Annotated in this window: 7 protein-coding genes; 6 read left to right on the forward strand and 1 reads right to left on the reverse strand. The window is 73.2% G+C overall.

The annotated features are described in order from the left end of the window. Window positions 1-114 precede the first annotated feature (114 nt). The 3 genes from ACFW5B_RS24145 to ACFW5B_RS24155 all read left to right on the forward strand — a co-directional run bounded on the left by ACFW5B_RS24145 (window position 115) and on the right by ACFW5B_RS24155 (window position 4576). Window positions 115-1503 carry an AAA family ATPase gene (locus tag ACFW5B_RS24145; RefSeq protein WP_386443315.1) on the forward strand — a complete coding sequence of 463 codons (1389 nt, stop codon included), beginning with the start codon at window positions 115-117 and terminating at the stop codon, window positions 1501-1503. A 581-nt stretch (window positions 1504-2084) separates the two neighbouring features. Continuing rightward, on the forward strand, window positions 2085-2642 hold the full coding sequence (locus tag ACFW5B_RS24150; protein ID WP_386443191.1) for a hypothetical protein: 558 nt from the start codon (window positions 2085-2087) through the stop codon (window positions 2640-2642). A gap of 263 nt (window positions 2643-2905) precedes the next feature. Continuing rightward, the gene (locus ACFW5B_RS24155) at window positions 2906-4576 is read left to right on the forward strand and encodes a carbamoyltransferase N-terminal domain-containing protein (RefSeq protein WP_386443193.1); all 1671 of its coding nucleotides are present in this window, start codon (window positions 2906-2908) and stop codon (window positions 4574-4576) included. 325 nt (window positions 4577-4901) lie between these two features. On the opposite strand, the gene ACFW5B_RS24160 is transcribed toward ACFW5B_RS24155, so the two are convergent. Then, window positions 4902-5351 carry an RNA polymerase sigma factor gene (locus tag ACFW5B_RS24160; protein WP_386443196.1) on the reverse strand — a complete coding sequence of 150 codons (450 nt, stop codon included), beginning with the start codon at window positions 5349-5351 and terminating at the stop codon, window positions 4902-4904. A gap of 605 nt (window positions 5352-5956) precedes the next feature. Between ACFW5B_RS24160 and ACFW5B_RS24165 the strand changes: the two genes are divergently transcribed. Genes ACFW5B_RS24165 through ACFW5B_RS24175 form a run of 3 tightly spaced genes read left to right on the forward strand, consistent with a single transcriptional unit; the run spans window position 5957 to window position 22855 of the window. After that, window positions 5957-18202 carry an amino acid adenylation domain-containing protein gene (locus tag ACFW5B_RS24165; protein WP_386443199.1) on the forward strand — a complete coding sequence of 4082 codons (12246 nt, stop codon included), beginning with the start codon at window positions 5957-5959 and terminating at the stop codon, window positions 18200-18202. Further along, window positions 18195-22061 (forward strand): type I polyketide synthase, encoded by a 3867-nt coding sequence (locus tag ACFW5B_RS24170; RefSeq protein ID WP_386443202.1) that lies wholly within the window; start codon window positions 18195-18197, stop codon window positions 22059-22061. Before ACFW5B_RS24165 ends, ACFW5B_RS24170 begins: the two co-directional genes overlap by 8 nt. Continuing rightward, the gene (locus ACFW5B_RS24175) at window positions 22058-22855 is read left to right on the forward strand and encodes a thioesterase II family protein (RefSeq protein ID WP_386443205.1); all 798 of its coding nucleotides are present in this window, start codon (window positions 22058-22060) and stop codon (window positions 22853-22855) included. Before ACFW5B_RS24170 ends, ACFW5B_RS24175 begins: the two co-directional genes overlap by 4 nt. The last annotated feature ends 21 nt before the right edge of the window (window positions 22856-22876 follow it).

Below are 22876 nucleotides of genomic sequence, written 5' to 3' on the forward strand. Positions count from 1 at the left end.
GGACGGGCCCGCTGTGCACCGGCGTCGAAGGGCAGACGGATGACCTCGCGGGACTGCCGAGGCGGCAATCCCGCCGGGGGTGAAGTCTTCGCCACGAAGCTCGCACCTCCCGCATTGGGGAACCCGGTCGAGCGAACCAGACTGTTCCGGATGCTGGACGAGGCGGTCCGGAGACGACTCACCCTGGTCATCGGCCCGCCCGGGGCCGGCAAGAGTGTTCTGCTCGCCACCTGGGCCCGCTCGCGGGCGCAGCAGCTTCCCGGGCCTCTGGCGTGGCTGACCCTCGACGAGGAGGACAACGCACCGGAGCGGCTGTGCCGGCATCTGGTGGCAGCGATGCGGCAAGCCGGTGCCGGAGGCCGGAGCCCGATGCAGTACATGTCCCAGACCGCCTGGCGGGACGGTTCGGTGTCCGCACTGGTCCACGACATGGGCTCGTTGCGCACTCCCGTCGTGCTGGTACTGGACGACTTTCACGAGCTGCGGCCGGGACCCGCGCACACGATGGTGCTTCAGCTGGTTCGGCATGCCCCGCCGGCCCTGCGGCTGGTACTGGCCGCCCGCGGCGAACCCGGCCTGCCCCTGCACAAGCTGCGGGCGGCCCGCGAACTCGCCGAGGTGCGGGGCTCCGATCTCGCCTTCACGGTCACGGAAGCCGGCGAGTTGTTCACGAGGACCGGGTTCGGCCTCACCCCGGACCAGACGGCCGCCGTCACCCGGCACTCCGGAGGCTGGGCCATTGCGCTGCGACTGGCGACGCGCCTCGGCCCGGTGGGCGACGGCTGCCTCTCACGGCGCCTGACCGGCTGGTCGGAGGTCACCCGGTTGTGCTCCGACTTCCTCGTACGGGAGTTGTTGGAGCGGCTGCCGCCGGCGGACCAGGAGCTGCTGCTGCGGTGCAGCGTGCTCGACAGGCTCAACGCCTCGCTGGTCCGGGACGTCACCGGGCGCGCCGATGCGGGCCTGATGCTGCGCCGTCTGTCGTCGGAGCAGGATCTGCTGCGCCAGGAAGACGAGTGGACCTACGAGCAGAACCCGCTGTTCCGGCAACTCTTCACCCAAGAGTTGATCGCGCGTCATGGGAGGGCGGCGGCCGCTGAGGTGCGGCGAGCGGCGGGCCGGTGGCGCACCGTACACGGGCGGGCCAATCAGGCGAGGCGGCGAGCGGCGGAGGTGAGGCTGCCCGCCCCCTTCGCAGAAGGGCCGGGTGCCGACGGTCCACACACCGTCGAGGCGGCCGGCTCGGCCGAGGCGCCAGATGCGCCAGAGGTGGCGGACGTTGTCGGCTCGGCCGATGTGCCGGATGTGCCGGACGTGCTGACCTCCAGCGAAGACGAGGTGCTGCGGCTTCTGCCCACCCGCCTCACCCTCCAGCAGATCGCCGCCCGGCGCCATGTCTCGATCAACACGGTCAAGACGCAGGTGAAGCGCATCTACGTCAAGTTGCAGGTGCGCGATCGCCAGGAGGCGGTGTGCGCCGCACGTCATTACGGCCTTCTCTGACCCCACCGTCCTTCGCCCCCTTTCCCGTCACTCCGGCGGCCATCGGGCCACCGGAGTGACGCGCACTCCGCTCCGTGCCGGACCGGGCTTTCACCCGCAATTGAGGCGACGGCATTCCGGCGCCACCCGCACCCCCGGGTGGTGTCACCCGCCCCCGGCCCGGCATCACCCGCCCGGCCGGTCGAATATCACCCGCCGGCTGGAACAACATCACACGGTATGTGTGATGACCAGTAACCCGCCTTTCCTGTTGTCTTGCGCTCAGAACGGCAGCCGGACGCCACTGCGGAACGTGACAGAGGCGCCGCCCGGCCGTCGTCAGCCCCTTTACCGGAAGCATTCATGGTCCGGGACAAGGGCCCAGGGCGCGGAAATCCGGCAGTCAGCGCTGTCCTGTGCCTGCCCCTCCGGACATCGAAGTGAGAGAAGTGAAAATGAAGAACACGAGTCGTCAGGTGCTCCCGTCCCGGGGCAGTAAGCGGGCGAAGGTGATCGCGGTGGCAGCCGCAGCCGTCACCATGACCCTGGGCTTTGGTATTGCCCCGGCGCAGGCGGACTCCCCTTGCAGCGGTGGTTCGTGCATGCCTGCTGACCATTCGCGGGACCTCGACACCCCGGACGAGGTCGCCGCGTACCTCGCCGACTGTGGTGACAAGTGCTCCGTCGACTCCGGCGAATGGATCGGTGACCCGGTGGAGGGTACGCCGAAGCGGCTGGTGGACGAACGTCAGAACTGCTCCGCGAACCCTGACCCCAACGTCCTCAGCTACAAGAGCGAAGAGACCAACGGCGAGTCGATGGTCGTCGGCGTGCAGCTCAGCGGCGGCGCTTCCAATACCGTGACGGCTTCCGTGCTGCCGAAGTTCGAGAAGAGCTGGTTCAGCAGCATCACTACGGGAACCACGGACCAGATCCACATCGGCCCCTACCAGGCGGGCTGGATCGAGGAAGTACCCGTTACCCAGAAGTTGAAGGGAACGTGGACGTCGAATGAATTCGCCGACGGGCCGCGCAGTTTCCCCGATGTCGAGGCGGACATCACCTACAAGGTCATCAAGTACAAGACCCGGGACCTGACCGAAGAGGAAAAGCAGCGCTGCGCAAACACCTCCAACGTCCCGCCCAGCGCGAACTCCTAGAGGCGTAGGCCAGAAGTCTCCGTGGGTGAAGCGAGGGTCTCGCGGGTTCGTTGGTGACAACGAACCGCGAGGCCCTCGCGGCTTTGTGCGGACGCAGCCCATCCGGCCGCCAACTCAGTGACGGAGATCACGCACGGGGCGGGGAGTGCGCGTCGCGGCGCGCTCCTCTTTTTCCATGAAAGCGCCTCAACGGACGTCGCGTCAGGGCCCTGCCGCTCATCCCGCTGTACCACCGCCCCCTCGTAGAACGAGAGCTGACACACATGCTGATATGCGGTCTGAAATTGACGCACGACGGAGGCCTGGCCCTTATCGAGGACGGCCGGCTCCTGACCTCGGTGGAGATGGAGAAGCTGCACAACAACAAGCGGTTCCAGCCCCTCGATCGCCTGGAGATGGCGGAAGAGGTGCTGTCCCGGGAGGGTGTCGGGACGGATGACATCGATCGTTTCGTGGTCGACGGCTGGTTCCCCCGTCTGCGCCAGGACCCGCAGCACCCCACTCTTCGCGTGACCCACCACGGCCGCGCGGTCGAACTGCCCGTCGCTCCCTACCTCGAAGAGCCCGCTGCCGAGGTCCTGGCGCGTCACACCTTCACCGGCCTGCCGTGGTCCGATGCCCAGGGGCAGGAGTACGCCGGCTACCACCACAGTGCTCAGCATCTGATGGGCGCCTACGCCACCAGCCCGTTCGCCCGGCAGGGCCAGGACGCACTGGTGCTGGTGTGGGACGGCGGTATGACACCCGTCCTCTACCACGTGCGGCCCGAGCCGTTCCAAGTGACGCGGGTGGGTGAACTGTTCCCGCTGTACGGCAGCATCTTCGCGGATTTCTGCGCCGCACTGCCGCCGTTCGAGGCCGCCGCCGCGAAGGCTGGGCCCATACGGCAGGCCATGCCCCGCAACCTGGACGTGGCCGGAAAGGCCATGGCGTACGCAGGGCTCGGCGAGGACCACCCCGAACTCGACTCCGTCATCACCGAGTTGCTGGACGGCAGGAAGCTGTCCTACACCATGGGCGACTACCTCGCGCGTGCGCTCAAGGGTCATGTCGCCCGCCAAGGGTCCGGGTTCGGCGATGCCGATCTGATCGCCGGTTTCCAGGGGTATCTCGGCCGCCGTCTCCTTGCCGCCCTGACCGAGGTGATGGCGGATCGCGGCCTGCCGCCCCGGCTGTGTGTGGGCGGTGGTTGTGCACTGAACATCAAGTGGAACAGCCGCATTCGCTCCTCGGGGCTGTTCGACGAGGTGTGGGTGCCTCCCTTCCCCAATGACGCCGGGGCCGCCCTGGGTGCCGCCGTTCTGGAGTGGACCCGGATCAGCGGACAGCCCGTCCTCGACTGGCACGTCTACCAGGGCCCGCGCCTGCTGCCGGCCGAGAGCGACCCGCCGGGCTGGACTTCCCGGCCGTGCGATGTGGACGGTCTCGCGCGGGTGCTGCACGAGAGCGGTCAGCCCGTCGTGGTACTCACCGGGCGGGCCGAGCTGGGCCCGCGGGCGCTGGGGCACCGCAGCATCTTCGCACCGGCCGTCGACCCCCGGATGAAGGAACACCTCAACCGCATCAAGGACCGGGAGCACTACCGGCCCGTTGCCCCCGTGTGCCTCGAACACCGGGCGGGTGAGCTGTTCCTGCCGGGCACCCCCGACCCGCACATGCTGTACGACCACGACACCCGGCCCGGCTGGGCGGACAAGGTCCCCGCGGTCGTGCACCTGGACGGCACCGCGCGCCTGCAGACCGTCAACGCCGGGGAATCGCCGTTCGTCCACCGGCTGCTGACCGCCTACGAGGCGCTGTCCGGCATTCCGCTGCTGTGCAACACCAGCGCCAACCACAAGGGCCATGGGTTCTTCCCCGATGTGGCCTCGGCCGCCGCATGGGGAGGAGTGACCGCCATCTGGTCCGAAGACCGGCTCTACCAGCTGGCATGACACACCCGGTGCTGTGACCGCGTGGGCTTTGCCGAGGGACGGGCCGCGGGACCGCGGCCGCCGCCGTGAACGGGAATCCGGCGCGCGCAGGCGGTCACAGCGCCATGGTGTGCGGGTCGGTATCCGGAACGTGCTGCGGAGAAGTTGAATCCGGGTGAAGGAAAGGGGTAGCAGTTCGTATTTGAAGAAATGACCGGCGGGGAAAATGCCCTTCGCTCCGGACAGGAATCATCACCCGTTCGTTGGCTTGTTGCGTGCCTGCGAGGGGGCGGGTCGGCCATTCCCTGAAACCGGGGAATTGTGCGCGTGGTTCGCGTGCAGCGTTTCAGACGCGTATCTCGTGCCAGGCGGCGGAGAATACTCCGCGGGCCCGGTGCAAACGGGAACGGACGGTGCCGACGGGTACCGACAGCGCGATCGCCATCTCCTTCTCGTTGAGGCCGTAGACGGCGCGCAGGACGAGGATCTGGCGGTGCTGGTCCGACAGCTGATCCAGCACGTCGGAGATATGAACAAAAGTCAACGGGTTGCTGTCCTGCGCTATTTCGGGAAGTTCATCCGCGGTGCCCTGGCTCAGCCGCTTCGAGGTGCGCACCGCCTCCCGCACGGTGACCGCCCGGACCCAGCCGTAGAAGGCGGCGGGCTCCCGCAGCCCGCCGATACCGCGGTAGATGGCGAGCAGCGCTTCCTGTGCGGCGTCGCAACTGTGCCGTCGGGCCACCGCCCTGCACAACCGCGCGACGAACGGCGCGATGTGGCAGAGGAGATCATTCATGGCCCCGCCGTCCCCCGCCTGGGCGCGGGGAAGAAGTGCCGTGACGGGCAAGGCAGGCGGGTTGTTCACGGTTCTCACGGGGTCGGAACTCCTGGAGTTGGCCGGCTGGTCACCTCTGTGTCCCCGAGGCTTCGGAATCGGATATCCGCATCGCTCGGATACACGTCAGTAGTCAGCCGGAAACCGTTGTTGTTGACGAGTTGTTGCATGCGCGGCGGACGGTGCGCGCATCGAGGCCGGAAATTGATTACGTACATTCAAAAGCACCTGATGCGTCGCTGGGACACATCCCCGCAGGCGGAAGTCAGCGTAACCCAGGAAGTGTTAGCGCCTTATAAGTGGGCGTGAGCTTTATTGTTTAACTTGACTGGCTCAGTCGCCTTCCGGCAGGGTTAAGGACGGGGCTGGGCGCCTCATTGAAGTCGCCCGTGATGCCGTTCCCCGTAAAAGCCTTTCCAGACTGCGCTTTGTGGTTCCCGACGTCTGCGTACCGCTGAACTTCGCCCGTCGATCCGGGCTGCAGTGCATCCGTCCGACGCCGCGTGCGGCTGCTCTCGCAGGACGGCATTCCGTCTGAACTCGCACTACTACTGAGGGTTGGTGCCATGTCAGCTCACGACGACACCGTCCGCCCCCTGTCGGGCGCTGAGGAAGGCATCTGGTTCGCCCAGAGGCTCGACCCCGCGAACGCGGCCTACAACACCGGTGAGTACGTGGAGATTCATGGCTCCGTCGACACCGAACTCTTCGAAACCGCGCTGCGGTGGACGATCGCCGAGGCCGAGACGTTCGGGCTGAGCTTCCTCGACACCGCCGAGGGCCCCCGCGCCCGTCACGCGGCCGTGTGGGACTGGGCCCTGCACCGTGTCGACGTCAGCGGCGAGCCCGATCCGCGGGCGGCCGCCGAGACCTGGATGCGCGCCGACCTCGCCACGCCCGTCGACCTCACCGAAGGCCCACTCTTCACCGAGGCGCTGTTCACGGCCGCCCCCGACCGGTTCTTCTGGTACCAGAGGGCGCATCACATCCTCCTGGACGGCTACGGCTACTCCCTCGTCGTCCGTCGCGTGGCCGAGGTGTACACCGCGCTGGCCGCCGGGAGCCAACCGGAGCGCGGATTCGCGCCGTTGGCCCGGCTGCTCGCCGAGGAGCACGGCTACCGTGCCTCCGGGAACCTCGCGCGCGACCGGGACTTCTGGGCGGAGCGCTGCGCCGGCGCCCCCGAAGCCGTGAGCCTCACCGATGCGACCGCCCTGCCCTCGCCCACGGCCCTGCGCCGCGCCACCGCGCTGACCGCCGACGCGGCCGCACGTCTTTCCACGGCCGCCACCCGTCTGGGCGTCGCCCAAGGCGACCTGCTCCTCGCGGCGGCCGCCGGCTACGTCCACCGGGTCACCGGCAGCGCCGATGTCGTCCTCGGCCTGCCCGCCATGAACCGCTTCGGCTCCGCCGCCTTGCGCACCCCGGGCGTCGTCTCCAACATCCTGCCGCTGCACCTGACCATGGACGCCGGCACCACCCTCGACACCCTCGTGCGGACGGCCGCCGCAGAGGCCCGGACCGTGCGCAAGTACGCGCGCTACCGCGGCGAGGACCTGCGCCGCGACCTCAAGCTCCTGGGCCGTGGCCGGCGGCTGTACGGGCCGGTCGTCAATCTGATGCCCTTCGACAACGAGCCGCGCTTCGCCGGCCACCCGGCCACCTTCCACCATCTGTCGGGCGGCCCCGTCGAGGATCTGTCCCTCACCGTGCGCCCCGCATCCGGTGGCGGCGGGCTGCATCTCGCGTTCGCCGCCAACCCCGCGCTGTACACCGAGGAGCAACTGGCAGATCATCACGCACGGTTCCTGCTGCTGCTGGACCAATTCGCGGGAGCCGACGCCGAGCTGAGCCTCGCCGGTACGCGACTGCTGCGGCCCGACGAGGAACCCTCGTACGCCTCGGCCGTGAGCGCCCCGCCCGCGCCGGATGCCACCCTGCCCACCCGCTTCGAGGCACAGGCCGCCCGCAGCCCCGGCGCCACCGCCGTCACCTTCGGGGACACCGCGCTGAGCTACGCGCAGCTCAATGCCCGCGCCAACCGGCTGGCCCGCCTCCTCGTCGAGCGCGGCGCCGGGCCGGGCGGCATCGTGGCGCTGGCTCTGCCCCGGTCCGCCGAACTGATCACCGCGCTGCTCGCCGTACTCAAGTCGGGCGCCGCCTACCTGCCGCTCGACCCCGGCTACCCGGCGGAGCGCCTCCGGACGATCGCCGACGACGCGGCGCCCACGCTGCTGGTCACCGACCCACCGACCGCCCCCGGCCTGCCCGAGACCGGCGTGGCCACCGTGCTGCTCGGCGACCCCGCGCTGGAGACGGCCCTGGCCGGCCTCCCGGCCGACGACCTCACCGATGCCGAACGCACCGCGCCGCTCACCCCGGGCGACACCGCGTACCTCATCCACACCTCGGGCTCCACGGGACGCCCCAAGGGCGTGGTGGTCCCGCACTCCAACGTCGTCCGGCTCTTCGAGACCTCCGCCGCGCACTTCGACTTCGGCCCCGAGGACGTGTGGACCCTCTTCCACTCCTACGCCTTCGACTTCTCCGTCTGGGAGATCTGGGGCGCCCTGCTGCACGGCGGCCGGCTCGTCGTCGTCCCCAAGGAGGTCACCCGCGCGCCCGCCGACTTCCTCCAGCTGCTGCGCGACGAGCGGGTCACCGTCCTCAACCAGACGCCCTCCGCCTTCCAGCAGCTGGTCCGGGCGGACGCTGAGTGCCACCGGCGCGGAGCGTCTCACCCGCCGCTCGGCCTGCGCTATGTCGTGTTCGGAGGCGAGGCGCTGGAGCCGGCGCAGCTGCGTGGCTGGGTCGAGCGGTACGGCGACCGGGCACCGGTGCTGGTCAACATGTACGGCATCACCGAGACGACCGTGCACGTCACCCACCAGCGCGTGACCCGCGCCCTCGTCGAGCAGGAGCGGGCGCCCAGCCTGATCGGCTCGCCGCTCCCGGACCTGCGGGTGTACGTCCTCGACCACAGCCGGCAGCCGGTACCGCCCGGCTGGGTGGGCGAGATGTACGTGGCGGGCCCCGGCGTGGCCCGGGGCTACCTCGGCCGGCCGGAGCTGACCGCGGAACGGTTCCTGGACGACCCGTTCGGCGCGCCCGGCGCGCGGATGTACCGCACCGGCGACCTGGCCCGCAGGCTGCCGGACGGCACGCTGGAGTACGCCGGCCGCGCCGACCAGCAGGTGAAGATCCGCGGCTTCCGTATCGAGCCCGGGGAGATCGAGGCGGTCCTGGTGGGCCACCCCGATGTGGCGCAGGCCGCCGTGGTGGCCCGCGACGGCGCCGACGGCGACCGCATCCTCGTCGCCTACGCCGTGCCCGGGACCGGCCGCGCCCCCGAACCGCCGGCGCTGCGGAGCCACCTGGCGGACCTGCTCCCCGCGCACATGGTGCCGAGCGTGTGTGTGCTGCTGCCGGCCCTGCCGCTGACGTACAACGGCAAGCTGGACGTCAAGGCGCTGCCCGCGCCCGACTTCGCCGCCGCCGCGCGCGGCCGGGGCGCCGCCACCGCGGCCGAGGAACGGCTCTGCCGGCTCTTCGAGGAGGTGCTGCGGCTGTCCGAGGGCACGGTCGGCGCCGACGACGACTTCTTCGACCTCGGCGGACATTCGCTGCTGGCCACCCGGCTGCTGACGCGGATTCGGGCGGACCTCGGCGTGGAGATCACCATGACGGCGGTCTTCGACGCGCCGCGCCCCGGTGCGCTCGCCGGGCTCGTCGCCACGCCGCCGGACGGCACGGCCGCCGGCACGGAGCGGCCGCCGCTGCTGCCGGCCGCGCGGCCGGAGCAGGTGCCGCTCTCGCCCGCCCAGGCCCGCATCTGGTTCCTCGACCGGCTGGAGGGAGCCGGCCCGACCTACCACATCCCGTGCGTCCTCACCCTCGACACCGCTCTCGACGCGGGGGCGCTGCGCGCCGCCCTCGCCGATGTCTGCGCACGTCATGAGGCGCTGCGCACCCTCTTCCCGGATGTCGAGGGCGACCCCCGGCAGCTCGTTCTCGGCCCCGACGACCCGCGCGCCCGGCCCGCACCCGACGTGGTGGACGTGCCGGCCGGCGAGCTGGACTCCCGGCTGCGGGCGGCGGCCCGCGCCGGCTTCTCCCTCGGCACCGAACCCCCCCTGCGCTGCCACCTGTTCCGCGTCGACGACGGCCGCACCGTGCTGCTGCTGGTGCTGCACCACATCGCGGCCGACGGCTGGTCTCTCGTGCCGCTGGCCGAAGACCTGGCGGCGGCGTACACGGCGCGGGTGGCGGGCCGCACCCCCGGCTGGGCGCCACTGCCCGTGCAGTACGCCGACTACACGCTCTGGCAGCGCGCGCTGCTCGGCGAGCCCTTTGGCACCCACAGCCGCGCCGGCCGGCAACTCGCCTCCTGGGAACGGGCCCTGGCGTCACTGCCCGACCAGCTCGACCTGCCCTACGACCGGCTCCGGGAGCGCACCCACCGGTACGCGGGTGACGCGGTGCCGCTGGCCTTCGACGCCGAGCTGCACCGCGCGCTGACCGAACTCGCCGCCGCGCACCGGGCCACGGTCTTCATGACGCTGCACGCCGCGCTCGCCGCCACCCTCACGCTGTCCGGCGCGGGTACCGACATCCCGCTGGGCACGGCCGTCGCCGGCCGGGACGACACCGCCCTGGACCACCTCGTCGGCTTCTTCAGCAACACCCTGGTACTGCGCACCGACACCTCCGGTGATCCGTCCTTCACCGCGCTGCTGGAGCGGGTGCGGGACGCCGGCCTCGCCGCGCACGACCGGCAGGACGTGCCCTTCGACTGGCTCGTCGACCGCCTCAACCCGCCCCGAGCGGTGGGCCGTCACCCCTTGTTCCAGGTCATGCTGGTGCTGCAGAACGCGGGGCAGGCACGGCTGGACATGGCGGGGGCCACGGCGCGGCTGGAGCCCACGGACGTCGGGGTCGCCCGGTTCGACCTCACGCTGTCGCTCACCGAGCGGCACGGCCCGGCCGGCGAGGCCGCCGGAATGACGGGGTCCCTGGAGTTCAGCACCGAGTTGTTCGCACGGACCACGGCCGACGCCCTGGTCGAACGGCTGCGCCAGGTCCTGGTGAGCGCGGCCGCCGACCCCGCCCGGGCGCTGTCCCGGCTGCTGCCGGCCGAGGACGCCGCAGGCGCGCTCGCCGGCAGCCTGGCCGCGTGCGAGCGGGCGCTGCTGGCCCAGGAGGGTGTGCACGAATGCCTGGTCTCGGTGCGCACCGCACGCACCGGCGTACCGGGGCCCGTCGCCCATGTGGTGCCGGACGCCTCCGTCGACCCGGCCCGGCTCGCTGTCGCCGGTCGGGCCCAACTCCCGCCTGAATCACCGCCGTTGCGCATCGTCCTGGTCTCGGCGCTGCCGCGTACCGCCGAGGGGGCGGTGGACGCCGAAGCGCTGTCCGCCCTGCCCGTCCTGGACGGCGGGCCGGCCGGCGCCTGGGAGAAGCGGCTGCGCGCGGAGCCCGGGGTGACCGGCGCTGCGGTCGCCGTACGCCCCGTCGAACTCCCGCCCCCCGGCCGCCTCCACATCGGTGGCCTCGGCACCGCATCCGGCGCGCCGGACGGGAGCGCCGTCCGGCCGGAGACGTACGGGGAGCCGGAGCCGGCGGGGGAGTCCCGGCCCTCGCTCAGTGAGGGACCGCCGCTGACCGCATCCGCCTTCCGCACGCTGGGGGAGGCGCTGCGGGCCGCCGCGGAGTCCGGCGGCGAGCTGGTGCACATCCGCCCCGACGGCGACGAGGAGCGGCAGTCCTACGCCGAACTCGCCGAGGACGCCTCCCGGGTGCTGCACGGACTGCGCGCGGCCGGGGCCCGGCCCGGTGACGCCGTGCTCCTCCAGCTTCCGGACACCCGGCAGTTCGTGACCGGCTTCTGGGCCTGTGTGCTCGGCGGTCTGGCGGCGGTGCCGCTCGCCGCCCCGCCCGGTGGCCACGAGCGGGAGAGCACCCAGCTCACCCGTCTGACGGACGCCTGGACGGCGCTGGAGCAGCCGTGGGTGCTGGCGCCGGCCACCGCCCGGGACGGCATCGCCGCCGCGCTCGGCCGGCACGGCGACGAGCCGCCCCACGTCGCCGCGATCGACGCGCTCCTCAGCAGCCCGCCGGACCGCGACTGGCACCCGGCCACCCCCGACGACCTGGTGCTGCTGCTGCTCACCTCCGGCAGCACGGGCGCACCCAAGGCCGTCGAACAGCGCCACCGCAATGTGCTCGCGCAGGTGGCCTCGGCCGTGCAGCAGCACGGGCTGACCGCCGCCGACCCGTCCTTCAACTGGATGCCACTCGACCACGTCGGCGGGGTGGTGATGTTCCATCTGCGGGACGTGGTGCTCGGGGCCCGCCAGGTGCTCGCCCCCACCACCTGGGTGCTGGAGGACCCGCTGCGCTGGCTCGACGCGGTCGACCGGCACCGTGCCGCCAGCACCTGGGCACCCAACTTCGCCTACGGGCTGGTCGCCGACCGGCTCGCCGCCGAGCCGGAGCCGGACTGGGACCTGTCCTGCCTGCGGCTGGCCATCAACGGCGGGGAGGCCGTCGTGGCCCGCACGGCCCGCCGTTTCCTGGCCGCGCTACGGCCGTTCGGGTTGCCGGACGACGCCATGCACCCGACGTGGGGCATGTCCGAGACCAGTTCGGGCGAGACCGACGGCGTACTGACCCTGGGCGACAGCAGCGACGACGACCCGCATGTCAGCTGTGGCCGCCCGCACCCCGGATTCGCCGTCCGGATCGTGGGCGAGGACGGGAATCTGCTGCCCGAGGGCCGGGTGGGCCGGATGCAGGTGCGCGGCGCGGCCGTGACCGACGGCTACCACCGGGCTCCGCACCACAACGCCGAGGCGTTCCGGGCCGGCGGCTGGTTCGACACCGGCGACCTCGCCTTCCTGAGGGACGGCGCGGTCACGCTCACCGGCCGCGCGAAGGACGTCATCATCGTCAACGGCGTCAACCACTCCAGCCAGGAGATCGAGGCGACGGTCGAGGAAATCACCGGTGTGGAGCGGGCGTTCACCGCCGCCGTCGCGGTACGGACCTCGGCCGCCGCGACCACCGACGAACTCGCCGTGTTCTGTGTGCTGACTCCCGAGGCGGACACCCGCCGCACCGTGACCGCGCTCACCGGCAGGGTGGCGCGTGAGTTCGGCGTCACCCCCGCGGCCGTCCTGCCGGTGACGGCGGCGGACATCCCCAAGACGGAGATCGGCAAGATCCAGCGCACCCTGCTGCGCCGGCGGTTCGAAGAGGGTGCGTACGCCGAGGTGCTGCGCCGCACGGATCTGCTGCTCGGCAACGAGCGCACGGTGCCGGACTGGTTCCACCGGCCCGTCTGGCGGCGCGCCGAGCGGTTTCACGCGGACGACCCACGGGGCACCGCGGAGCACACCCTGATCCTGACGGGCCCGCGGCGTGCCCCGGCCGACCGGCTGGCCGCGCGGATCGCCGCCGCCGGCGGGACGAGCGGCGTCGTCGTCCCGGAGCGGTCCGCGTCGTGGACCGAGGCGGCGGCGTGGACGGACCTGCTGGGTTCGGTGGGCGGGCCGGTCACCCGCGTCGTCGACCTCACCGAGGCCGACCGGCGGACGGTCTCGCTCGACCCGGCCGGGGCCGGTACGACGGCCCGCCGACTCGCCGCCCTGATCACCGCGCTCGCCGCGGACGAACGGCCCGTCACCCTCGACGTGGTCGCCACCGGGAGTTGTGCGGCGCTACCGGGCGAGGAGGTGCTGCCGGAGCGCGCCGCGGCGGTGGCCGTGCTCAAGAGCGCGGTGCAGGAACTGCCCTGGCTCACCGGCCGGTGGACCGATCTGGGGGGCGCCGCCCTCCTCGACCACGGCCCTGACCGGACCGCGCAGGCGATCCACGCCGAGATCTCCGCCCCGGGCGGAGACGTACTGGTCGCCCTGCGCGATGGCGCCCGCCTGGTCAGCCGGCTCGCCCCGCTGCCCGCACCGGAGGCGGGCACCGACGCCACGCCCGTGTTCCGCGAGGGCGGTCACTATCTGCTGACGGGCGGCCTGGGCGGGATCGGCACGGAGCTGGCCCGCACGCTGCTGACCCGCCACCGTGCCCGGCTCACCCTGACCGGCCGCACCCCGCTCGCGGACGCCCCGGAGAAGGCCGCCGCCTTCGACGCGCTGGCGGCGCTCGGCGACGTGCGGTACCTGACCGCGGATGTCACCGACCCCGACGCGGTACGCCGTCTCCTCGCCGGGGCGGAGGCCGGCCGCGGCCCGGTCGACGGGGTGCTGCACCTGGCCGCACACTTCGCCGAACGGCCGTTGGCCGAGGCCGACGCGGCGCACTGGGAAGCCGTCCTGGCCGCCAAGGCAGCCGGTGCGGCGGTCCTCACCGACGCGCTGCGCGACCGGCCGGGCACCCTCTTCGTCTCCTTCTCCTCCGTCAACGGCTTCTTCGGCGGCAGCATGGCCGCCGCCTACGCGGCCGCCAACGCCTATCTCGACGCGCTCACCGCACACCAGCGCGCCCTGGGGCTGCGCGCCCACAGCGTCGCCTGGAGCATGTGGGACGAGCTCGGCGCCAGCGAGGGCTACGCCCTCAAGGAGCTGACCCGGGCCCGTGGTTTCCGGCTGATCAGCCGGTCCGAGGGGGTGCGCTCGCTGGCCGTCGCCCTGCACACACCGGGCCATGTCCTGGTAGGCCTCGACCCGGCGGCTCCTTGGGTCCGCAGCCGGACCGACGCACCCGCCCTACCGCTGCAGGAACTCGTCGGCCACGTCACCGGCAGCGCCCCGCAGGCCGCCGCGGACCTCAGGGAGAAGGACGCCTACGGCACCCCCGTGCCCTGCCGGGTGGAGCGGGTCGACGAGCTGCCGGCCGCGGACGGCCCGGCGGCCCCGTCCGGCGGCGCCGGGGACGACGAGCCGGCCACCCCGCTGGAGAAGGCGCTCGCCGCGGTGTGGTGCGACGTCCTGGGGATCGACCGCGTCGGCCGGCACGACAACTTCTTCGCGCTCGGCGGGCATTCGCTGCTCGCCACCCGGCTGGTCGGCAGGATCCGCACGGCCGTGGGGCGAGAGTTCACCGTCGCCGAACTGTTCGCCCGGCCCAGCATCGCCGAACTCGCCGAACTCGCCGAGGCCGGCGATGCCGGGCCGAGCCACCCTCCGCTGACCCGCCGGGCCCGGCCCGAGCCGCTGCCGCTCTCGCTCGCCCAGACCCGTCTGTGGTTCATCGACCGACTGGAGGGTCCCGGCCCCACCTACAACATCCCCGTCGTCGCGCGCTTCCCGAAGCGGCTCGACGGCCGGGTGCTGCGGCAGGCCCTGACCGATGTCGTGGCCCGCCACGAGGCGCTGCGCACCCTGTTCCCGGAACGCGGCAACACGCCCGCCCAGCGGGTGCCGGCCGCCGACGAGGCCGAGCCGGACCTGTTCGTGGCAGAGATACCGCAGCGGCTGCTCGACGAGCACCTCCGCTCGGCGGCCCGGCTGGGTTTCGCACTGGAGACCGATCCACCGCTGCGCGCCCACCTGTTCCACCTGCCGGACGACACCAGCGTGCTGTTGCTGGTGCTGCATCACATCGCCGCCGACGGCGGGTCCCTGGCCCCACTGGCCACGGATCTGTCCACCGCCTACTCGGCCCGCGCCGAGGGACGCACCCCGAAGTGGGACGAACTGCCCGTCCAGTACGCCGACTACGCGCTGTGGCAGCGCGAGTTCCTGGGCGACGCGGACGACCCCGGGAGCCGGGCGGCCGGGCAACTCGCCTACTGGGAAGGGCGTCTCGCCGGGCTACCGGACGAACTGTCCCTGCCCTGCGACCGGCCCCGCCCCACGACGCCGAGCCGCCAGGGGCGGCTGGTCCACCGCACCTGCGACGCGGAACTGCACCGCCGGCTGGCCGAGCTGGCCCAGCGCCATCACGCCACGCTGTTCATGGTCGTGCAAGCCGCACTGGCAGCCGCACTGACCCGCTCCGGTGCCGGCGAGGACATCCCGCTCGGCACCGTCATGGCGGGCCGGCCGGTTCCCGAGCTCGACCCGCTGGTCGGATTCTTCGTCAACACCCTCGTGCTGCGCACGGACACCTCCGGCGATCCGGCCTTCACCGAGCTGCTGGACCGGGTGCGGGACGCCACCTCGGCCGCCCACGCCCACCAGGACCTGCCGTTCGAGCAGCTCGTCGAGCGGATCAACCCGCCCCGGCACCTGGCCCGCCACCCGCTCTTCCAGGTGTCCCTGGGTCTGCACGACGCCGCGCCCACCGTCGTCGAGCTGGGCGATGCGGTCTCCGAGTGGGAGCGGATGCATGTGGACGTGGCCAAGTTCGACCTCGCGGTCAACTTCTCCGAGCACCGGGCGGCGGACGGCTCCCCCGACGGCCTGGAACTCGCCGTGGAGTACAGCACCGACCTCTTCGACACCGGCACCGCCGAGCAGCTCGCCGAGCTGATCCACCGGGTGCTGGACGCGGCGGCCCGGGACGCCGCACGCCGGCTGTCGGCGCTCGACGGCGGCCCCGGCGGTCCGGCGGCCGGAAGCCACGACGCCTCCGATCTCACCGCCGTGCCCGCCGCCGTCCTCACCGTGCCCGGCGTACGCGAATGCGTCGTGACCCGGCGCGAGGACGCTTCGGGGCTGCCCCGTCTGGTCGTCCACGCGGTGCCCGAACGCCCCCTGGCGGCCGCCCGGGTGGCCGAGGCCGCACAACGTGCCCTGCCCGACCGGCAGTTGCCGCTGCACGTCGTGCTGGTCTCCGCGCTGCCGCGCACCGCGGACGGGGCGGTGGACACCGAGATGCTCGGCGCGCTGCCCGTGCTCGACGACGGGGTGCGGGCCGCCTGGCGCGACCGCCTCCTTGACACCCCGTCCGTCGGCGCGGCCACGGTGACCGTCGAACCGGCCCCGGCACCGCAGCCCGACCGCGTGCGCACCGCCGTCACCACTCCGGCCGCCCGCACGGCGCACGAGACGGACCCGCCGCCGGCCACCGAACGGACCGTGCCCCACTGGTTCCACCGCCCGCACTGGCAGCCCGCCCAGGCACCGCCCGCCGCCACGGACTGGTGTGCCGCGCAGGTGGTGGTGCTGGCGGCCGGACGGCGGACGCTGGCCGACGCCCTGGCCCGGCTGGTCGACGCGCACGGTGGCCGCAGCACCGTCGTCGACACGGAGCCCGCCGGGTCGCTCCCGTCCCTGGACGCGCCCGCCCATGTCATCGATCTGACCGCGCTCGCCGCATACGACGACGCCACCGGCAGCGAGCCTCCGGAGCCCGGACGGCTGATCGCCCTCGCCGGGCTGTTCGGTGCCCTGGCCGCGCCCGGCAGCCGGTGCGCCGCCCTCACCGTCGTCGGCACCACGGGGCCGGAGAGCGCCGCCGAGGCCGCGCTGCTGAAGAGCGCGCTCCAGGAGACCCCGGACCTCACCGGCCGCTTCGTCGAGGTGCACGGTGACCCGGCCGGCGACGACGAGGCCCTGGCCGAGCGGCTCCACGCCGAGCTGCTCGCCCCCTCCGCCGAACCGCACGTGGCCCTCACCGAGGGCGGACACCGCCTGGTCCCGCGGCTCACCGAGCTTCCCGCGCAGCCCGCCCCCGACGAGCCCGCGGAGGTCCCGGGCGGTCACCATCTGATCACCGGCGGCCTCGGCGGGATCGGCGTCGAGCTGGCCCGCCACCTCCTCACCCGGCACGACGTCCGGCTCACCCTGGTGGGCCGCTCCCGGGCCGGGGAGCACCCCCGTGCCGAGGCCCTGCGCGCCCTGCAGTCCCTGGGCGACGTGCGGTACGTGGCGGCCGACATCGGCGACGCGGACGAGGTGAGCCGCCTGCTGTGGGAGTCCGGGGAGCCGGACGCGGTGTGGCATCTGGCCGGGGAGCGCGCCGAGTTCCCCGCCGCCGAGGCCGCACCGGAGCGCTGGCGGAGCGTCTGGCACGCCAAGGTGTCCGGCGCCCATCACCTGACGCACGCGCTGCGGCACCGGCAGGGCATGCCGTTCGTCTCCTTCTCCTCCGTCAACGGTTTCTTCGGCGGCGCCGCGATGGGCGCCTACGCGGCGGCCAACGCCGCTCTGGACGCACTGGCCGTGCGGCAGCGCGCGCTGGGCCTGCGCGGCATCAGCCTGGCATGGAGCATGTGGCAGGAGACGGGCATGAGCCGCGGCTTCGCCCTGCGGGAGCTGACCGAGGCCCGCGGCTACCGGGTACTGCCGGCCGGCGACGCCCTCGCCTCCCTCGGCCCGGCGCTCGGCCACGATCTGCCGTCCGTCCTCATCGGGCTGGATGCCGCCGCCCCGTGGGTGCGTGCCCACACGACGGGCCCGGTGCTGCCCCTGGAACGGCTCACCGCCACGGTGACCGTCACCGGCCGCGCGACCGGCCCGGACCTCGCACCGGCCGGCACCACCTTGCCGGACGCCTTCGGCACCCCGGTGCCGTGCGCGGTCACCACCGGCTCGCCCGAGGAGCACGCCGCTCCGGCGGCCCCCTCGGTGCCCGCCGGAGCGGAAGCCCGGCTGACGAAGGAACTGACCGCGATCTGGGCGGAGGTGCTGGAGCGCCCCGACGCCGGCCCGGACGACAGCTTCTTCGACCTCGGCGGCCACTCGATCCTGCTGGTCACCGTCCGTTCCGTGGCCCGGCAGCGGCTCGGGATCGATCTCCAGCTCGCGGACCTGTTCACCCACCCGACGCCCACCGCCATGGCCCGTCACCTCGGCAGCGGAGCCGGGCCGGCGCACGGCTCCGCCGCGGGTGCCGAGCGGGCCCGCCGCCAGCGGCAGGCCCGCGCGCGCAGCCGGGCCGCCGCCCGAAAGGACCGACACCGCAATGGATGAGTACCGGGACGACAGCGACGACCTCGGCATCGCCGTGGTCGGCATGACAGGGCGGTGGGCGGACGCCGCGGACCTCGGCCAGTTCTGGCAGAACCTGCTGGACGGGCACGAGTCGGCCAAGCCCATTCCCGCCGCGGCCCTGTTGGCCGCCGGCGGGACCGCCGCGGACCTCGACGATCCGAGCCTGGTCAAGATGGCCTCCACCATCGACGGCATCGACCGCTTCGACGGGGAGTTCTTCGGCTACTCCCCGGCGGAGTCCCAGCTGCTCGATCCGCAGCAGCGGCTCTTCCTGGAGGTCTGCCACCACGCCCTGGAGCACGCGGGATACGACCCGGCGCGCTCCGGCGGCCAGATCGGGGTCTACGCGGGCACCAGCCAGAGCGAGTACTACCTGAGCCACATCCACCCCCGGTACGCGGGCGAGCCGGGCTCGCTGCACCTGCTGGCCGCCAAGTCGGCCAACCTGCCGGACTCGTTCGCCACCCGGGTCTCGTACGAGCTGAATCTGACCGGGCCCAGCATGTCGGTGCAGACGGCCTGCTCCAGTTCGCTCGTGGCCGTGCATCTCGCCTGTCAGGATCTGCTCAACTACCACTGCGACACGGCGCTGGCGGGCGGCTCGGCGCTCAATCCGTCGGCCGCACGGGGCTACCGGTACGTGGAGCAGGGGGTGTTGTCGCCCGACGGCCGGACGCGGGCCTTCGCCGCGGAGGCACGCGGCACCATCCGCGGCGACGGGGTGGCCGCTGTCGTGCTGCGCCGGCTGGAGGACGCGCTCGCGGACGGCGACCGCATCTGGGGCGTGATCAAGGGCTCGGCGATCAACAACGACGGCCGGCGCAAGCCGGGTTTCACCGCCCCGAGCCCGGAGGGACAGACCGAGGCCGTCCTCGCCGCGCAGCTCGCGGCCGAGGTGCCGGCCGACAGCATCAGCTATGTCGAGGCGCACGGCACCGGCACCCCGGTCGGCGACCCGATCGAGGTGGCCGCCCTGACCCGGGCGTTCCGGGAGAGCACGGACCGCACGGGGTTCTGTCTGCTGGGGTCGGTGAAGTCCAACGTCGGGCACACGGACGCGGCGGCCGGCGTCACCGGACTGATCAAGGTGCTGCTCGCCATGGAGCACGGCGTGGTACCCGCGACCGTGGGGTTCACCCGGCCCAACCCGGCCATCGACTTCGCCGCCACCCCCTTCCGGGTGAGCGGCGAGGCGATGCCGTGGCGTTCGCCGGACGGTTCCCCGCTGCGGGCGGGCGTGAGCTCCTTCGGCGTGGGCGGCACCAACGCGCATCTGATCGTCGAGGAGCCGCCCCGTCTTGAGCCGGCCGACGCGGCCCGGGACGCCGCGCCCGGCGATCACGAACTGCTGCGCGTATCCGCTCGCACCCCCTCCCAACTCGACGCGCTCTGCGTGCAGCTGGCCGACCACCTCGATACGCATCCGGAACAGCCGCTCGGGGACGTTGCCCACACTCTCGACTCCGGCCGCCGGGAGTTCGCCCACCGCCGGGCGGTGGCCGGCCGCACCGCCGAGGACGCGGCCCGGCAGCTGCGGGAGGCGACGGGCACCCCTGCCGCGGCGGCCCGCGCCGCGCACCAGCCGGTGTTCCTGCTGCCCGGCGGCGGCGCCCAGTACCCGGGGATGGGCGCCGGGCTCTACCGCACCCGGCCGGCCTTCCGTGCCGAGATGGACCGTGCCGCGGACGCCCTGCGCCCGGTCCTCGGCCACTCGCTGACCGAAGCGCTCTACGGCGGGCTACGGCCGCCCGAGCCGGCCGAGTTCGCCTCGCTGGTGGCCGTCGAGTGCGCGCTGGTGCGGCTGCTGGCCTCCCACGGGGTCACGCCGGCCGCGCTGCTGGGGCACTCGCTCGGCGAGTACACCGCCGCGTACCTGGCGGGCGTGATGTCGTTCGACGACACGCTGCGCCTGGTGCACCTGCGTGAGCAGCTGGCCCGGCGGGCCGGCGGGGCCACGCTCGGGGTGTGGCGGGCGGAAGCGGAACTGCTGCCGTACCTGGACGGCACCGGAGTGGATCTCGCCACCGTCAACTCCCGTACGTCGTGCACGGTATCGGGCGCAGAGGAGGCCATCGACGCACTGGAGCGGCGGCTGACGGCGGACGGTGTGGGGTGCTCCCGGATCCGGCTGAGCCTGGCCGCCCACTCGCGGCTGCTCGACCCGGTGCTGCCGGAATTCGCGGCGGCGGTCGCCCGCGTGAGCCTGCACCCGCCCCGCGTCCCCTACCTCTCCAATGTCACCGGCACCTGGATCACGGCGGAGCAGGCCACCGACCCCGGGTACTGGGTCACGCACATGCGGCACACGGCCCGGTTCGCGGACGGCCTGAGCGAGCTGGCCCGCGCCGGCCACCTCACCTTCGCCGAGGCCGGCCCCGGCCACGGCCTGACCCGGCACGCGCGGGCCGAGCTGGGGGAGCGGGCGACCGTCGTCCCGATGATGCGGCACGCCCGCGCCACCCGCTCGGAAGCCGGCACGCTGCTGGACGGGATCGGACAGTTGTGGGCGGCCGGCGTGCCCGTCACGACACAGCCGCCGGCCGGCCGCCGCCGGGTTCCGCTGCCGGGGTACCCCTTCGAGCGGACCTCGCACTGGATCGAGCGGGCCGTGGGCCGGACCACCCCACCGGTCACGGACGCCCCGGAAGCCGCCGGGTCCCCGCTCGGCCCCGACGGGGAGACCACCGCGGCGCAGCCCCCCGCGGCCGCACCGCGCGCCCGGCGCCCGGCCCTGGACACCCCGTACGAGCCGCCCCGCACCGACCTGGAGCAAGACCTCCTCCACCACTGGCAGCAGGTGCTGGGCATCGGGGACATCGGCGTCCACGACAACTTCTTCGACCTGCGGGGCGATTCACTGCTGGCGCTCCGGCTCGTCAGCCGCATCGGCGCCGCACGGGGCGCCCCCGTGGGCGTCGCCCTCCTCGTCGAGCACCCCACGATCGCCGGCCTGGCCGAGCACATCGACAGCGGCGCAGCCTCGAACGCACTCGACGTCCTGGTGCCGCTGCGCCCGGCCCGGGACGGGGAACAGGGCGTCGGCACCCCGCTGTTCTGCATCCACCCCGCGGGCGGCATCGCCTGGCCCTACGCCAAGCTGCTCCCGGGCATCGGCGCGCGCTTCCCGGTCTACGGCATCCAGAGCCGGGGGCTCACCGCCCCGGACGCCATGCCGCGGACGGTCGGGGAGATGGCCGACGACTACGTCCGGGTGATCCGCGGCGTCCAGCCGTCCGGGCCGTACGCACTGGTCGGCTGGTCGTTCGGCGGACTGGTCGCCCACGCCGTGGCCGAGCGGCTGGAACGGGACGGGGAGCAGGTGGGGCTGCTGGCGATGCTGGACGCCTTCCCGCTCGCCCCGGACGAGAGCCTCGAACTGCCCACCGCCGAGGAGGCCGACGCGTTCCTCCTGCGGGCGCTGCTGGCCGACGCCGGCGTGACGGCCGGACCGGAGGAGCCCCCCGGGGACCGGGCCTCGGTGCTGCATGCGCTGCGCGGCTCGGGCAGTGTGCTCTCCGGGCTCGACGAGGCGGCGGTGAGCCGGATCGCGGACGTCATGCTGCACAACGTCGGGCTGCTGTCCGGCCATACGCCGGGTACGGTCGGGGGCGATCTGCTGGCCTTCACCGCCGCCGAGAGCCACGACCCCGGAGAAGCGGCGCCCGCCGCGCGATGGAAGCCGTTCGTCCGGGGCACAGTGGAGGACCATGCCCTGCCCTGCGACCACTACGGCGTGCTCAGCGGCGAGGCGCTCTCGGCCGTGACCGCCGAACTCGACGCCCGGCTACGGGAGATGACCGAGCCGGGCCTGACACCAGCGAAGGACGTCGACCCATGACCCCATCCCGCCCGCCCGGTGCGCCGCTGCCCGCCATACGGCCGGCCGGCGCCGTCGTCCGGCCGCGGCCGGTGGAGGCACCGGCGATGCGGCTGTTCCTCCTCCACCACGCCGGGGGCTCTCACCTCGCCTACCGTGAGTGGGCCGGACACCTCCCGGCCGACTGGGAGCTGTGTCTGATCGAGGCGCCGGGGCGCGGCCGGCTCCTCCGGCTGCCGCCGCGCCCGGACGTCGGCGGTCTGGCGCGGTGGGCGGCGGACGCCGTCGAGCCCCTGTCCGACCGGCCGTTCGGCATTTTCGGGCACAGTCTGGGTGCGATGGCCGCCTACGAGCTGACCCGCCTGCTCCAGGCGGAGGGGCGGGCACTCCCGCGCTGGCTGGGCATTTCCGCGGTGCGGCCGCCGCACGCCGGCCCCGAGGCCGTCCACCACCGCAGCCATCTGCCCGACGGCGAACTCAAGGAGGAGCTGGCACGGATCGGCGGGACGCCCCGCGAGGTGCTGGACGAGCCGTCGCTGTGGGAGCTGTTCGGGCCGCTGCTGCGGAACGACTTCGCGGCCGCCGAGCACTGGCAGCCGGACACCGGACTGCCGCCGCTTCCGGTGCCGCTCTCGGTGTACGGCGGGGCGGGTGACCCGGCCGTGACCGTGACGATGCTGACCGGCTGGGAGCGGTGGACGACGCGCTGGCTCGGGCTGCGGCTCTTCCCCGGCGGCCACTTCTACTTCCAGAAGGCGATGACGGAGGTGGCCGGGCAGATCGTCACGGACCTCGCGCACGCCCGTCCCGTGTAGCCGCCGGCCAGCTGTCGGGGC

The sequence above is a fragment of the Streptomyces sp. NPDC058773 genome, assembly GCF_042746015.1.
Classification (GTDB): domain Bacteria; phylum Actinomycetota; class Actinomycetes; order Streptomycetales; family Streptomycetaceae; genus Streptomyces.